Genomic DNA, 13,437 nt, shown 5'->3' with positions numbered 1-13,437 from the left:
ACAGCGGGTTCGAACCAGCCACGAACAGCCGCCAGCCCACCACTTCTGCGGTACGCTAGGTCTAGACAGACTAGACAGGAGCGCGCCTATGAGCCGCTGGCAGGTGCAGGAGGCGAAACAGCGCTTCAGCGAGGTCGTGCGACGCGCGGTCAGCGAGGGACCTCAGGTGGTCACCCGTCACGGCGAAGAGGTGGCCGTCGTCATTGACATCGCCGAATATCGCCACCTCAGAGGCGACGCTCCCGATTTCAGGCAGTTCCTGCTCGCCGGCCCCGACTGGGACGACGACATCGAGTTCCCACGCGGCCAGGACCTTCCCCGAGAGGTCGATTTCGACTGATGGGCGCCGGCTACCTGCTCGACACGAACGTGGTCTCCGAAGCACGCAAACGCCACGGGAGCGCCGAGGTCAAGGACTGGATCGCCTCGGCTCACGGCCCCGCGCTCTACCTCAGCAGCCTGACCGTCGGCGAGATTCGCTGCGGAGTCGAGCTTCGCAGACGTCGCGACCCCGGCCAGGCGGCGATCCTGGAGCGTTGGCTGCACAGCCTCCAACGGCAGTTCGGCGACCGCGTCATCCCCGTCACCTCGGAGGTCTGCGAGGAGTGGGGGCGGCTGAACGCCATCCGACCGCTCCCCACGACGGACGGCCTGATCGCCGCGACGGCCCGGGTGCACGGCTGGACCCTGGTCAGCCGGAACGTCAAGGACTTCACCGGCACGGGGGTGTCGGTCGTCAACCCGTTCGACGTGCTCGCCTGATCGGCCGAACCCTGATCAGCCGAACTTCGTCTTCGGACGGTCCTGGAGGACGCCGTCGACGTAGATGTCGACCTTCTCGTTGTAGAAGGCGACCAGTCCGGCGATCTTCTCGCTCTCGGGCAGCGGCGTGCGGTAGGACCAGGCGAGGTCCGGGTGCCCGGCGACCGACCAGTATTCGGCCGTGCCCTTGTACGGGCAGTGGGTGACGGTGTCGGTGGGTTCGAGCAGGTCGAAGCGTACGTCCGGCTTGGGCAGGTAGTAGCGGGCCGGCAGGCCCGTCTCGAACAGGATGCGAGGGCTGCGCGAGTCGGCCACCGTCACCCCGTCGACCTCGACGCGCACCTGCCGCGAACTGGGCAGGATGTCCACCCGGGTGTACGGGTCGCGCGCGTGGACATAGACCTCCTCGTCCTCCTCGAACCAGGCGTCCATCGCGTCCCACCGGAAGCGGACGTGACCGCGGATCTCCTCCAGCGGCGAGTCGGGGTAGACCAGGGCGGCGTCGGCCGCCTCCACTCCCCCGGACGTCACCGTGTAGACCACCCCGTCGCCTCTGCTCGGCGAGTGCTCGACGGCCCCTGACGGCTTCAGCATCGACGTCTCGACGTCGGCCTGCGGGAAGTAGTAGGTGGGATAGTACGGGACCTCCCACACCAGGGACGCGTGGCTGGTGTCGGCCACCACCCGCCCTCCCAGATAGACCCTGACACGCTTGGCCGAGGGCTCGACCCGCACCCGGCCACGGCTCGCGGTATCCATACCTTCGGCAACCGGCCCGCCCGCTCCCCTATTCCGCCCGCTATGGGATACGAGCCGATCCAGGGACCCGCTGCCGGCCCGGCCCCCGAACGCTCACGCGCCCGGCATCCCTGATTTACCTGAGAACCCACTGATCGTCATCGAATCTCCTCAAGGCTGGAGACCCCGTCCATGAGGGCGGGGAAGAAAGCCGGAACAATGCCATCAAATCGAACACGTGTCCGAGATTTGGCGGATCTTGAGGTACGGTGTGCGGCGTGGCGCAGATCGTGAAGCGGGCCTACAAGTACCGCTTCCACCCGACCCCCGAGCAGGCAGCGGAGCTTGCCCGGACGTTCGGCTGCGTCCGCCTGGTCTACAACAAGGCGCTGGAGGAGCGCACCCGGGCCTATCGGTTGGAAGGCCGCGGCGTCTCCTATGCGGAGTCTTCGGCGCTGCTGACGGCGTGGAAACGCTCTGCGGAGCTGAGCTTTCTGGGTGAGGTGTCGTGTGTCCCGTTGCAGCAGGCGTTGCGCCACCTGCAGGCGGCGTTCGCCGGCTTTTTCGCCAAGCGGGCCAAGTATCCGGTGTTCAAGTCCCGTAAGAAGTCGCGTCTGAGCGCGGAGTACACCCGTTCGGCGTTTCGCTGGCGTGAGGGCCGGTTGACGTTGGCGAAGATGGGCGCGCCGCTGGAGATCGTGTGGTCGCGGCCCCTGCCGGAAGGTGCTCGACCGTCCACGGTGACCGTGTCGAAGGACGCGGCCGGGCGGTGGTTCGTGTCCATCCTGGTGGAGGAGAAGATCGCCCCGCTGCCCCCGACAGCGGCCCGCGTGGGGGTGGATGCGGGGATCACCGCTCTGGTCACGTTGTCGACCGGGGAGAAGATCTCCAACCCGCGTCATGAGCGGGCCGACCGGCGCAGGCTGGCCCGCGCTCAGCGGGCGCTGGCCCGTAAACAGAAGGGCTCGGCCAATCGGGTCAAGGCCCGGCTGAAGGTGGCCCGCGTGCACGCGCGGATCGCCGACCGCAGACGCGACTTTCTGCACAAGGTCACTACACGGCTTGTTCGCGAAACTCAAGTGATCGCCGTGGAAGACCTGACCGTCCGCAACATGATCGGCAACCGTTCGCTCGCTCGCGCCATCTCGGACGCGTCCTGGCGGGAGCTGCGCGGCATGCTGGAGTACAAGAGCCGCTGGCACGGGCGGCGGCTTGTCGTGGTGGATCGCTGGTTCCCGTCTTCCAGGCTGTGCTCGGCGTGCGGGACACTCCAGCCGTCCATGCCGCTGAACGTCCGGACCTGGGTGTGCGCCTGCGGCGCACACCACGACCGCGACATCAACGCGGCCAGAAACATCCTCGCCGCCGGGCTGGCGGAGAGCTGAAACGCCTGCGGAGCCGGTGTAAGACCTCAAGGGAAGTCCTCCTTCCTGGCGGGCGACCGGCGGTGAAACAGGAAACCTCACGGGCGACCGTGAGAATCCCTCTCGTTCACGAGGGGGAGAAGGTCAAGCAGGATTGTCGGGTTCGGATCAACGCCCCGCCACCGAACCCGAGGAGATCCATGTTCCGGCGACTCGGCCTCGTCCTCACGCCCCTGCTGGCGACGCTGGTGGTGACCGTCCCCGCGTCCGCCACGTCGAGACCCGCCGTCGTCGCCCATCGCGGGGCCTCGGCGGACGCGCCGGAGAACACGCTGTCCGCCCTGGCGCTGGCGAGCCGGTCCGGCGCCGACATGGTCGAGGTCGACGTGCGGGAGACCAGGGACCACGCGCTGGTGCTGATGCACGACACGACGCTGACCCGCACCACCGACGCCGAGAGCGTGTTCCCCCGCAGGGCTCCGTGGCGGGTCGCCGACTTCACGCTCGCGGAGATCCGCCGGCTCGACGCGGGCTCCTGGTTCGGCCGGGCCGGCCGGGGCGAACGGGTGCCCACGCTGCGAGAGGCGCTGCGCGCGATGAGCGGGAGCGGGCTCGGGCTGCTGCTGGAGATCAAGGAGCCGCGCCTCTACCCGGGCATCGAGGCGCGGGTGGCCGGCGAGCTGCGGCGCGCCCCCTCGTGGCCGGCCGCCGGACGGCTGGTCGTGCAGTCGTTCGACTGGGGTTCGATGCGGAGGTTCGCCCGGCTCATGCCCGGCCCCGCCATCGGTCTCCTCGGCACTCCGTCCGCCGCCGACCTCCCCGCGCTGGCGGGCTTCGCCGGCCAGGTCAACCCGCCCTACCAGGACGTCACGCCCGAGTACGTACGGCTGGTCCACCGGCACGGCATGCGCGTCTTCGCCTGGGCGGTGGACGACCCCGGCGACATCCAGCGGATGATCTCCGGCGGCGTCGACGGCGTCATCACCAACCGGCCCGCGGTGGCGCGCTCGGTCCTCCAGGACGACGCGTCCCGCCGGGCCGCCTGACCTGCCCTCTCATCGGGATGGTCAGAGGCCGAAGGCCGCCAGGGTCGCCCAGGTGACCAGGGTGCCCACCGCCGCACCGGCCACCACCTGGGCCCAGGTGTGGTGCGCGAGCCGTACGCGGGCCCAGCACACCAGCGCCACCACGGCGGCCCCCGCGGTCGCGGTCGGCACGGCGGGCAGGACGTGGGCCAGCACGACCACCGTGCCGGAGCAGACGGCGGCGTGGAAGGAGATCTTCCAGCGCGTCGTGATCGGCACGGTCACGGCCAGGGCGGCGAGCATCGCGGTCACCGTGGCGACCAGCAGCGTCGGCGCGCCGAGCGCTACCAGCAGCACGAGCGCGGCGAGGACGGCCGCCACCGCGGCCAGCAGCGGCCCGGTGCGGCGGGCCCGGTCGACGATGTGGTGGGAGTCGAGCCGTCCCGAGCGCACGCCGGCGGCGATCACCGCGGCGGGCACCCCGCCGCACAGCGCGGAGGCCACCAGCCCCCACGCCGCTCCGGCCCAGCCCTGGGCGAGCAGTCCCACGAGGGGCGGCATGGCGATCACCAGCACCTGCGGGGCCAGCAGGTCGGTCACCCTTCTCGCCACCAGATCGGCCGTCACGTCGACCAAGATTACGGGACCACGCCCGCCGCTCCGGTGCGGGCGGGACGGAGTGGGATATAAAGAACCGTGGCCGAGATCACCTTGACCGTTCGCCAGCTTCAGGCGTTCGCCGAGGTCGGCTACCAGGTCGCGGGCGGCGGCGGCGCGCACGGCGCGATGGCGGCGCTGCGCCGGGTGACCGCGATCGACGCCTACGAGTTCGTCGCGTTCGACCCGGCCACCGGCCGGCACCACAGCGTGGTCTCCGACGGCCACCGGCGCATCGACGGCGACGCGGCCGAGGAGTACACCGGGCTCGACGCCTACCGCCGGGCGATGGCCACACGCGCTCCGGTGGGCATGCCCGAGCCGGGCACCCAGCGCTACTTCCGCCGCCATCTCGCCCCCTACGGCTGGCGGGCGGGGCTGACGACGCCCCTGTTCCTGGCCGAGGGCCGCTACACGGGGCTGCTGCACCTGGCGGCCCGGGAGTCCTTCCCGGAGCTGACCGGGGCGCTGGTGTCGGCGGTGTCCCCGATGCTGGCCCACGTCACCGACCTGACCCGGTGCGTGATCGATCCGGTGGGGTTGCCGGGCGGGTTCCACGCGGTGGCCTTCGACCGGCTGGGCGCCCGCCGCGACGTGCCGGGGTTCGAGGCGTCCCCGGTGCTGCGGAAGGAGCCGGCGCTGGCGGGGCTGGCCCGGGCGTTCATCGACTCGCGCGAGCTGAACCGCCACGGCCTGTGGCCCGCCGGCGACGGCCGCTGGCACGAGCTGCGCCTGCTGCGGGCCGGGGTCGGCTTCCAGGGCTCGTTGCAGGGCGCGGTGGTGGCCGAGCGGCCCTGCTCGCTCCCCTACGACCTGACCGGCCGGGAGGTGGACGTGCTGACCAGGGTCGCGGCGGGCGACTCCAACCCGCAGATCGCCGCCGCGCTGGTGCTGAGCGTCCGCACGGTGACGACCCATCTGGAGCACATCTTCGCCAAGCTGGGCTGCGACAGCCGCACCAGGCTCACCACCAAGGCCCTGGCCGAGGGCCTGTGCCGGCTCGACCTTTAGCCCGCCTCGGCCAGACCGCTTCGGCCAGACCGCTTCGGCCAGACCGCTTCGGCCAGACCGCTTCGGCTGAACCTCTTCGGCTAGACCGCTTCGGCGCTCCACATGGCGGGGGCGAGCAGGAGCTCGAACCAGACGGTCGTGGCGCCGTTCTCCCGGCTGAGGCCCCAGCGGTGGCTGATCGCCTCGATCAGCGGCAGTCCGCGCCCGCCGGTCGAGCGCAGTCCGGTACGGCACGCGCACGGCGGCCCGTCCGAGCCCCCGTCCAGCACCCACACCCGCACCAGGGAGCCCGAGACGTGCACCGACACCTGGAAGAAGCCGTCCTCCCCCGACCGGGTGTGCAGGATCGCGTTGGTGGCCAGCTCGCTCAGCAGCAGCACGCAGTCGTCGTAGAGCGGATGGTCGCGGCCGAGGACGCCTGTCACCAGTTCCCTGGCTCTCGCCACCTGCGAGGGGACCCCGGGAAACCGGACCAGGAGGTCCCGGGGGCCGGGCTCCGCTGCCTGTCCGACGCGCTGAAAGTCCGGCGGTGCCACGGCGACCTCCCCGATTCCGGCGACGTTATGAGACGCGCTGACGGGGTGGCGGAGATTATTGCGAAAAGGTAGGAATGCCCTTTCCAATGGTCACCTGTCCGTCCGTACCGGCGAACCGAGTAGTCTGCGATCGACGCATCGACGAGGAGGGTGCCCGCGTGAGCAGCCTGGAGGCCGTCTGGGTGCAGCCGTACGCCCGGCCGGGGGCAGCGGTCGTCACCGGGGTGTTCGACATCCTGCACGTGGGTCACGTGCGCTACCTGGGCGCGGTGGCCGCCCGTGGTCTCCCGCTGGTCATCGGTGTGGAGGACGACCCGAGGGTGCGTGCCTGGAAGGGGCCGAGCCGCCCCCTCAACCCTGCCGGCGAGCGCGCCGAGGTGCTGGCCGCGCTCCGCTTCGTGAGCGGCGTGTTCATCGTCACCGGCCCGCCCGAGGCGCACGGCCCCGAGGACTACATCGACCTGCTCGCCCCGATGGAGCCGGGCGCGCTCGCGCACACCGCGGGCGACCCGCACGCGGGCGGCCGGTGCGCCGCGGCGGCCCTGCTGGGCGCCGAATGCTGGGAGATGCAGGCCATTCCCGGCCGCTCGACCACCCGCATCGTCAACGCGGCCGGCAAGGGCTGAGTGCTACCGTAGATCCATGCAGCGCGCTTCCGTCACGACGACGCCGGACCCGTTCCCGGCGCGCTGATTCCATGCTTCCCGGGCGAACGCCCGGGACAGTTGGTCGTTCGCCCTTCACCGAAGGGTTTCCGATGAACGACCACCCGAGCGGCCGGCTCAACGACCACCGCAGGCTCGGCCGCGAGCTGGCCATCTTCGACACCGACCCACTGGTCGGCTCCGGGCTGCCCTACTGGCTGCCGACCGGCGCGGCGATCCGCAAGACCATCGAGGACTACGTCTACGAGCTCGAACGCCGGAGCGGCTACCAGCACGTCAACTCCCCCGTGCTGGGCAAGCGGGAGCTGTACGAGCGGTCCGGGCACTGGGCGCACTACGCCGAGGACATGTTCCCGCCCATGCGGGTGGGCGGCGAGGAGTTCGTGCTGCGGCCCAGCCTGTGCCCGCACCACGCGCTGATCTATCGCTCGCGCTCGCGCAGCCATCGTGACCTGCCGCTGCGCGTCGCCGAGCTGGGCGGCATGTACCGCTCGGAGCTGTCGGGCGTGCTGGGCGGGCTGACCCGGGTGCGGGCGATCCAGCTCAACGACGGGCACGTGTTCTGCGCGCCGGAGGACGCCGCCGCGGAGGCGTCGGCCGCGCTCGACCTGATCGAGGCCGCGCACGCCCAGCTCGGCATCGAGGCGGCCCGCTACCGGCTCTCGCTGCGCGGCGACGGCGCCAAGTTCGTCGACGATCCGGCCATGTGGGCGCGGTCGGAGGCGATCCTGCGCGACGTGCTGCGCGAGCACGGCCGTGAGTACGACGAGGAACGCGGTGAGGGGGCCTTCTACGGCCCGAAGATCGACGTGCAGATCGCCGATCCGGCGGGACGCGAGTCGACCCTGTCGACCGTCCAGGTCGATCTCTACCAGCCGGAGCGCTTCGACCTCGGCTACGCCGGCGGGCGGCGGCCGGTGATGGTGCACCGCAGCGTGGTGGGCGGCCTGGAGCGGCTGGTGGCCCATCTGATCGAGGTGCACGGCGGCGCGTTCCCCGCGTGGCTCGCGCCGGTGCAGGCGGTCGTGCTGCCCCTCTCCGACGCCGAGCTGCCGACGGGCCGCGACGTGCTGCGCCGCTGCGTCGCCGCCGGGCTGCGGGCCGAACTGGCCGCGCCCGACCGGGGCAGCCTGGGCGCCCGGATCAGGGCGCATCGGCTGGTGCCGTACCAGTTGGTGGTCGGGCCGCGCGAGGCGGTGAGCGGCGCGTTCTCGGTGCGGCTGCGCGGTGGCGAGCAGGCGGGTGAGGTGCCGGTCGAGGAATTGGCCCGCATATCGCGACCGGTTTACTGACCCGGGAAGTCAAAGAAAGATAACAACCCCTTCCGCATCCCGGTAAGCGGCTCGTAAAGTCCCCCCTACGCCGTGTCGGGGAGGTTTTCTTTGACGGAGCTCAGCGATCGCGCCGCAGAACTGGTTTCGGCCCATGAGCAGGAACGCCCCGCCCGGCAGCTGACCGGGCCGCTCCGGCTCGGGGTGTGGATCGTGGGCGGGCTGCTGTCGGCCTACTCGCTGATCGTGGTGTTCCGGCCCGTGGAGGCGCTGGAGCATCGGATGACGTTCCTGGCGGTGGCGCTGCCGCTGGTCTTCGTCTGCTACCGCTCGGGGCTGTCGTCCCTGTTCCACCGGCTGCCCGGGGTGCGCCGTACCGAGGACGAGTCGGGTCCGCCGGCCGGCGATCCCGGCCCGGACGCCGCGCTCGCGATCGACTCGCCAGCCGAGGGCGGAGACGCGGCACTCGACCCGCCCCTGGGCGACGGGGATGCGGCGCTCGCCGTCGCCGAGCGGCCGGCGCCGGGCGGCGCGCAGGTCGGGCCGTCCGCGCCGGGCGGGCGGCGGGGTGACCGGCCGACGGTCGCCGACTGGCTGCTGGCCGCGGCCTCGCTCGCGGTGCTCGTCTACCCGCTGCTCGCCATCGACGCGTTCCGCGACCGGGGCTCGGGGTCGGCGCTGACCGGCCTCGACGTGTTCGCCGGGCTGCTGCTGACCGTGCTGCTGCTGGAGGCGGTACGGCGCACGGTCGGCGCCGCGTTCGCCATCATTTGCGGTATTTTCCTGGTTTATGCGTATTTCGGGGCGTATTTGCCGATCAATTGGACGATCGGCCATCGAGGGTTCGATCTCTCCCAGATCGTCTCGCAGCTTTACACGGGCACCGAGGGATTCTTCGGAGTGCCCCTCCAGGTGGCCGCCAGTTACATCATTCTTTTCACCATCTACGGCGCCGTCCTCGACTATTCGGGCGCCAGCAAGTTCTTCATCGATCTGAGCTTCGCCGCCTTCCGCAAGTCCCGCGCCGCCCCCGGCCGCACGGTCACCACGGCCGGATTCCTGCTCGGCACCGTCTCCGGCTCGGGCGTCGCCACCACCGTCAGCCTGGGCAGCGTCGCGTGGCCGGTGCTGAGGCGGGCCGGCTATCCCAAGGAGCCCGCGGGCGGCATCCTGGCCGCCGGCGGCATCGGCGCCATCCTGTCGCCGCCCACGCTGGGCGCGGCGGCGTTCATCATCGCCGAATATCTCAGAGTGAGCTACCTCGAGGTGCTCATCTACGCCACGATCCCCACGATCCTCTACTACCTGGGCATCTTCCTGGCCATCGAGATCGACTCCCGGCGCTTCAACACCCAAGCCGTGCGGGTCGACTCCCCTCGGGCGGGCAGGCTGCTGCTGCGCTTCGGCTACCACTTCAGCTCGCTCATCCTCATCATCGTGCTGATGGCGCTCGACCGGTCGGCCTTCCAGTCGGTGGTGATCGCCACCTTCATCGCGTTCGCGCTCTCCTTCCTCGACCCGGCCCACCGCATGGGGCCCCGGCGCGTCGGGCAGGCGCTGGCCAAGGGCACGCTGGAGGTGCTGCCGGTGACCGCCGTGTGCGCGGCGGCGGGCATCATCGTCGGCGTCATCACCCAGACCGGGCTCGGGCTCAACCTCAGCGCGATCATCGTGGACGTCGCCGCGGGCAACCTCATCCTGACCACCGTCATGTCGGGCATCGCGGTCATGCTGCTGGGCCTGGCCGTGCCGGTGACCGCGAGCTTCATCATCGCCGCGGTCATCATCGGACCGGCGCTGACCACGCTCGGCGTCGCGCCCGCCGAGGCGTACATGTTCGTGTTCTACTACGCGGTGCTGTCGGAGGTCAGCCCGCCGACCGCGCTGTCGGCGGTGGCGGCGGCCGCCATCACCGGCGGCAACACCTACAAGACGATGATGATGACCTGGCGCTACACGCTGCCCGCCTTCCTGGTGCCGTTCGCGTTCGTGCTCACCCCCAACGGCCAGGCGCTGCTCGGGCAGGGGCCGTTCGGCACCGTGCTGCTGATGACCGCGGTGTCGGCCGTGGCCGTGGCGGCGCTGGCGATGGCCACCGGCGGGCTGAGCGGCTGGCCGGAACGCGTGCTCGCGGCCGTCGCCGCCGTGCTGCTGCTCTTCCTCGAACCTGTCCCCATCGTCGCGGGCCTGGGCGTGCTGGCCGTCGCGGCAGCCGTACACCTCATCAGAAGAAGGAGAGACCCAGCGTGAAGCGGATCATTGCGGTGTTCGCCGCGAGTGTGCTGGCCGCCGGGGCGGCGGGCTGCGGCGGTGGAGCGGGAGGCGGCTCGGGCAACCGGCTGTCGATCGCGACCGGTGGCACGACCGGCGTCTACTACGTCTACGGCGGCGGCCTGGCCAAGCAGCTGACCGCCAATATCGCCAACACCCAGGCCACGGCCTCCGTCACGTCGGCCTCGATCGAGAACATCAAGCTGCTGGCCACCGGCAAGGCCGACATCGGGTTCTCGCAGACCGACACGGCGGCCGACGCTGTCAGCGGCACCGGCTCCTTCACCGCGAAGCAGCCGGTCAAGGCCATCGCCCGGATCTACGACAACTACGCGCACGTGGTCGTCGCGCCCGGCGTCGAGGCGGCCAAGGTGGCCGACCTCAAGGGCAAGAAGGTCTCGCTCGGCCCGCCCAACTCCGGCACCCAGGTCGTGGCCCGGCGCATGCTGGAGGCCGCCGGGCTCAACCCCGACACCGACATCTCCAAGCAGCAGTTGTCCATCAACGAGTCGGTGCAGGCGGTCAAGGACGGCACCATCGACGCGTTCTTCTGGGTCGGCGGCCTGCCCACGGCCGGCGTGGTCGACCTGGCCACGAGCAAGCCCGACATGAAGATGCTCGACACCGCCGACGCCCTCGCCGGCATGCAGGCCAAGTACGGCAAGCAGTACGTCGGGCTCGACGTCGACCTGTCGGTGTACAAACTGTCGGGCACCATCAAGACGGTCGGCGTGGCCAACGTGCTGCTGGTGCCCGACACGATGAGCGACCAGCTCGCCTACGACATCACCAGGACGCTGTTCGAGAAGAAGACCGAGCTGACGGCGGTGCACCCGGAGGCCGCCAAGCTCGACCCGGCGCTCGGCCGGCAGGTCGAGCCGGTCGCGCTGCACCCGGGCGCGGCCCGCTACTTCAAGGAGAAGGGCTGACCAGGCTGCTCCTGGCGCTCGCCGCCCTGCTGGCGTCCGGCTCCGCCTCGGGAGCCGGGCTTCCGGCGGTGCACGGGCTGGTCCTGCCCGAGCCGGGGGTCTTCGCGCTGGCCTACGTGCATTCGGTCTACCGCGCGCCCTCGGCCGAGCTGTTCACGGTCCGGGGGCGCCGCTTCACCATGCGGGCCGTCGTCTCCACCAGCGGCGGCGTGCTCGACTACTACGCGCTGGACGGCGTGCGGAGCCGCCTGCCCGGCGGCGGGTGGATGCTCCGGCTGGCCACGCCCGCCACGTACGACGAGCTGCCGCTGATCGCCACGCCGATCGGGCGCCGGACCCTGGTCGCGGGCGGCCGCTGCCTGCCGCTCCACCCCACCTTGGGCGCCAGGCAGGTGCGGCTGGCGGTCGCGCTCACGACGACCGGCCGGGGCGGGCCGTGCCCGCCGCCCTACAACCAGTCCCTCTTCTTGAACGCCAGGTAGAGCGCGACGGAGCTGACGGCCACCAGGGCGGAGGACAACCAGAAGCCCCACGGCTGGCCCTCGCCCGGGTAGGGCACGTTCATCCCGTAGAAGCCGGTGATGGCGGTCGGCACGGCGATCACCGCCGCCCAGCCGGTGAGACGCTTCATGATCTCGTTGAGCCGGAAGCCCTGCTGAGCCAGCCGGGTCTCGCGCAGGTTGGCCATCAGGTCGCGCAGCGAGTCGATCCACTGGTCGACCCGCAGCGTGTGGTCGTACACGTCGTGGAAGTAGGGCCTCATCTCCGGGGCCACCGGCAGGTCGTGCTCCCGGCGCAGCAGGGTGCCGACCACCTCCCGCATGGGCAGGGCGATCTTGCGGAACATGGCGGCGTTCCTGCGCAGCGTGTAGACGGTGCGCTGGAGCTCGCGGGCGCCGACCCGGCTCGCCTCCTCGAAGAGAGACTCCTCCAGGTCGTCGACCTGGCCGTCGAGGCTCTCGACGTAGTCGAGGTGGCTGTCGACCACGTGGTCGAGCAGGCCGTGCAGCAGGTAGGCCACGCCGTGGCCGGCCAGCCGGCGGGAGGCGTCCCAGCGCCTGACCACCTCGTCGATGTCGAACCCGGCGTTCTCGCGGATCGTGACCAGCGCGTTGGCGGTGACGAAGACGTCGACCTCGACCGGGGCGAGCCGGTCTCCGTCCAGATGGACGCCGAAGACCGTGATGAACAGATGGTTGTCGTAGATGTCCACCTTGGGGCGCTGGCGCTCGGACACCACGTCCTCGACGGCCAGCTCGTGCAGGCCGAGCTCCTCCCCCAGCGCGCCGAGCTCCTCGGGCGTCGGGGAGCACAGGTCGAACCAGACCGTACTGTCCGGATCGCTGACGTAGTCGGAGACCTCCTCGATCGGGAAGCCTTCCTTCTCGAGGACGCCGTGGCGATACAGCCGGGTGTACACCTAGACGAGTCTCGCAAACGTGGAGGCATTGCGCACGGCCGCGCCGCCGGGATCGTTGTTGAAGTAGACGAGGGCGTCCTGCCAACCGGCGTCCTTGACCCGGCCGGCCCACGTCTTCAGCGCCTCGTCGCCGTACGAGGGGTGGGGCTGGGCGCGCCCCTCGTGGAAGCGCAGGTAGCCCCAGGAGGCGGTGCGCCACAGCGGCGCCACCGGACGGCCGAGGCGGTCCGCCCAGCACAGCGCGGCCCCTCGGGCCTGCAGCACGTCACGCACCTCGTCGCTCCACCACGAGTCGTGCCGGCACTCGACGGCCACCCGCACGTCGCCCGGGAAGCAGGCCAGGCACCGGTCGAGCCGCCCGGGGTCGGCCTTGAGCGTGGGCGGCAACTGCAGCAGGATCGGCCCGAGCTTGTCCTTCAGCCGGGAGGCCGCCGCCATCAGGTGCTCCACCGGCTCCTCGGGGTCGGTCAGCCGCTTGATATGGGTGATGTACCTGCTGGCCTTGACCGCGATCACGAACCCGTCGGGGGTCTCGTCGCGCCACTTGGCGAACGTGTGCGGCGTCGGCAGCCGGTAGAAGGCGTTGTCGACCTCCACGGTGGGGAACGTCCCGGCGTAGGTGCGCAGCCACAGCCGCTGCGGGACGCCCTCGGGGTACAGGACGCCGCGCCAGTCCTTGTACTGCCACCCGCAGGTGCCCACCAGCGTCGCCATACCCTGCGACTACCCGTGAGCCCGGCGGCTACCCATGAGGCGGCTACCCATGAGGCGGCTATCCGTGAGGCCGG

The 13,437-nt window shown here is 71.0% G+C and carries 14 protein-coding genes and 1 pseudogene; 10 read left to right on the top strand and 5 right to left on the bottom strand.

What is annotated here, in order from left to right; all coding sequences use genetic code 11:
* Positions 1-88 precede the first annotated feature (88 nt).
* Complete coding sequence (locus tag AC5L3X_RS25155) at positions 89-340, top strand: type II toxin-antitoxin system Phd/YefM family antitoxin (protein ID WP_494860054.1); 252 nt, start codon at positions 89-91, stop codon at positions 338-340.
* A complete protein-coding gene (locus tag AC5L3X_RS25150) occupies positions 340-762 on the top strand; it encodes a type II toxin-antitoxin system VapC family toxin (RefSeq protein WP_494860052.1) in 423 nt (140 codons plus the stop codon). Before AC5L3X_RS25155 ends, AC5L3X_RS25150 begins: the two co-directional genes overlap by 1 nt.
* Positions 763-777: 15 nt before the next feature.
* Here AC5L3X_RS25150 and AC5L3X_RS25145 read toward each other — a convergent pair whose 3' ends face one another.
* The gene (locus AC5L3X_RS25145) at positions 778-1,521 is read right to left on the bottom strand and encodes a DUF427 domain-containing protein (RefSeq protein ID WP_494860050.1); all 744 of its coding nucleotides are present in this window, start codon (positions 1,519-1,521) and stop codon (positions 778-780) included.
* A gap of 257 nt (positions 1,522-1,778) precedes the next feature.
* On the opposite strand from AC5L3X_RS25145, the pseudogene AC5L3X_RS25140 reads away from it, so the two are divergent.
* Together AC5L3X_RS25140 and AC5L3X_RS25135 are read left to right on the top strand one after the other, a co-directional pair.
* Positions 1,779-2,974, top strand: a pseudogene (locus tag AC5L3X_RS25140) (RNA-guided endonuclease InsQ/TnpB family protein); the annotation flags it as partial.
* A gap of 90 nt (positions 2,975-3,064) precedes the next feature.
* Positions 3,065-3,910 carry a glycerophosphodiester phosphodiesterase gene (locus AC5L3X_RS25135; RefSeq protein ID WP_494860230.1) on the top strand — a complete coding sequence of 282 codons (846 nt, stop codon included), beginning with the start codon at positions 3,065-3,067 and terminating at the stop codon, positions 3,908-3,910.
* 21 nt (positions 3,911-3,931) lie between these two features.
* Here the strand turns inward: AC5L3X_RS25135 and AC5L3X_RS25130 are convergent, their stop codons facing one another.
* The gene (locus tag AC5L3X_RS25130; protein WP_494860049.1) at positions 3,932-4,516 is read right to left on the bottom strand and encodes a hypothetical protein; all 585 of its coding nucleotides are present in this window, start codon (positions 4,514-4,516) and stop codon (positions 3,932-3,934) included.
* A 69-nt stretch (positions 4,517-4,585) separates the two neighbouring features.
* Here AC5L3X_RS25130 and AC5L3X_RS25125 point away from each other — a divergent pair, with 69 nt between their 5' ends.
* On the top strand, positions 4,586-5,557 hold the full coding sequence (locus AC5L3X_RS25125) for a helix-turn-helix transcriptional regulator (RefSeq protein WP_494860047.1): 972 nt from the start codon (positions 4,586-4,588) through the stop codon (positions 5,555-5,557).
* Between the two features lie 80 nt (positions 5,558-5,637).
* On the opposite strand, the gene AC5L3X_RS25120 is transcribed toward AC5L3X_RS25125, so the two are convergent.
* The gene (locus AC5L3X_RS25120; protein ID WP_494860228.1) at positions 5,638-6,033 is read right to left on the bottom strand and encodes an ATP-binding protein; all 396 of its coding nucleotides are present in this window, start codon (positions 6,031-6,033) and stop codon (positions 5,638-5,640) included.
* Positions 6,034-6,251: 218 nt separating this feature from the next.
* Between AC5L3X_RS25120 and AC5L3X_RS25115 the strand changes: the two genes are divergently transcribed.
* The 5 genes from AC5L3X_RS25115 (at position 6,252) to AC5L3X_RS25095 (ending at position 11,711) form a co-directional block, all read left to right on the top strand.
* Positions 6,252-6,719: an adenylyltransferase/cytidyltransferase family protein gene (locus tag AC5L3X_RS25115; protein WP_494860045.1), complete on the top strand. Its 468-nt coding sequence runs from the start codon at positions 6,252-6,254 to the stop codon at positions 6,717-6,719.
* Between the two features lie 131 nt (positions 6,720-6,850).
* The gene (gene thrS, locus AC5L3X_RS25110) at positions 6,851-8,050 is read left to right on the top strand and encodes a threonine--tRNA ligase (RefSeq protein WP_494860043.1); all 1,200 of its coding nucleotides are present in this window, start codon (positions 6,851-6,853) and stop codon (positions 8,048-8,050) included.
* A 90-nt stretch (positions 8,051-8,140) separates the two neighbouring features.
* Complete coding sequence (locus AC5L3X_RS25105) at positions 8,141-10,279, top strand: TRAP transporter permease (RefSeq protein WP_494860041.1); 2,139 nt, start codon at positions 8,141-8,143, stop codon at positions 10,277-10,279.
* Positions 10,276-11,229 carry a TAXI family TRAP transporter solute-binding subunit gene (locus AC5L3X_RS25100; protein ID WP_494860039.1) on the top strand — a complete coding sequence of 318 codons (954 nt, stop codon included), beginning with the start codon at positions 10,276-10,278 and terminating at the stop codon, positions 11,227-11,229. Before AC5L3X_RS25105 ends, AC5L3X_RS25100 begins: the two co-directional genes overlap by 4 nt.
* Before the next feature lie 68 nt (positions 11,230-11,297).
* On the top strand, positions 11,298-11,711 hold the full coding sequence (locus AC5L3X_RS25095; protein ID WP_494860037.1) for a DUF1850 domain-containing protein: 414 nt from the start codon (positions 11,298-11,300) through the stop codon (positions 11,709-11,711).
* Here AC5L3X_RS25095 and AC5L3X_RS25090 read toward each other — a convergent pair.
* Positions 11,678-12,649, bottom strand: a complete 972-nt coding sequence (locus AC5L3X_RS25090) for a magnesium transporter CorA family protein (protein WP_494860035.1) — start codon at positions 12,647-12,649, stop codon at positions 11,678-11,680. The two genes, AC5L3X_RS25095 and AC5L3X_RS25090, sit on opposite strands and share 34 nt — an antisense overlap.
* The gene (locus AC5L3X_RS25085) at positions 12,650-13,363 is read right to left on the bottom strand and encodes a DUF72 domain-containing protein (RefSeq protein WP_494860033.1); all 714 of its coding nucleotides are present in this window, start codon (positions 13,361-13,363) and stop codon (positions 12,650-12,652) included.
* Positions 13,364-13,437 lie beyond the last annotated feature (74 nt).

The sequence above is a fragment of the Nonomuraea sp. CX421 genome (assembly GCF_059358955.1).
Note: the sequence above shows the minus strand (reverse complement) of the source record. Positions and strands in the feature narration are given on the sequence as shown.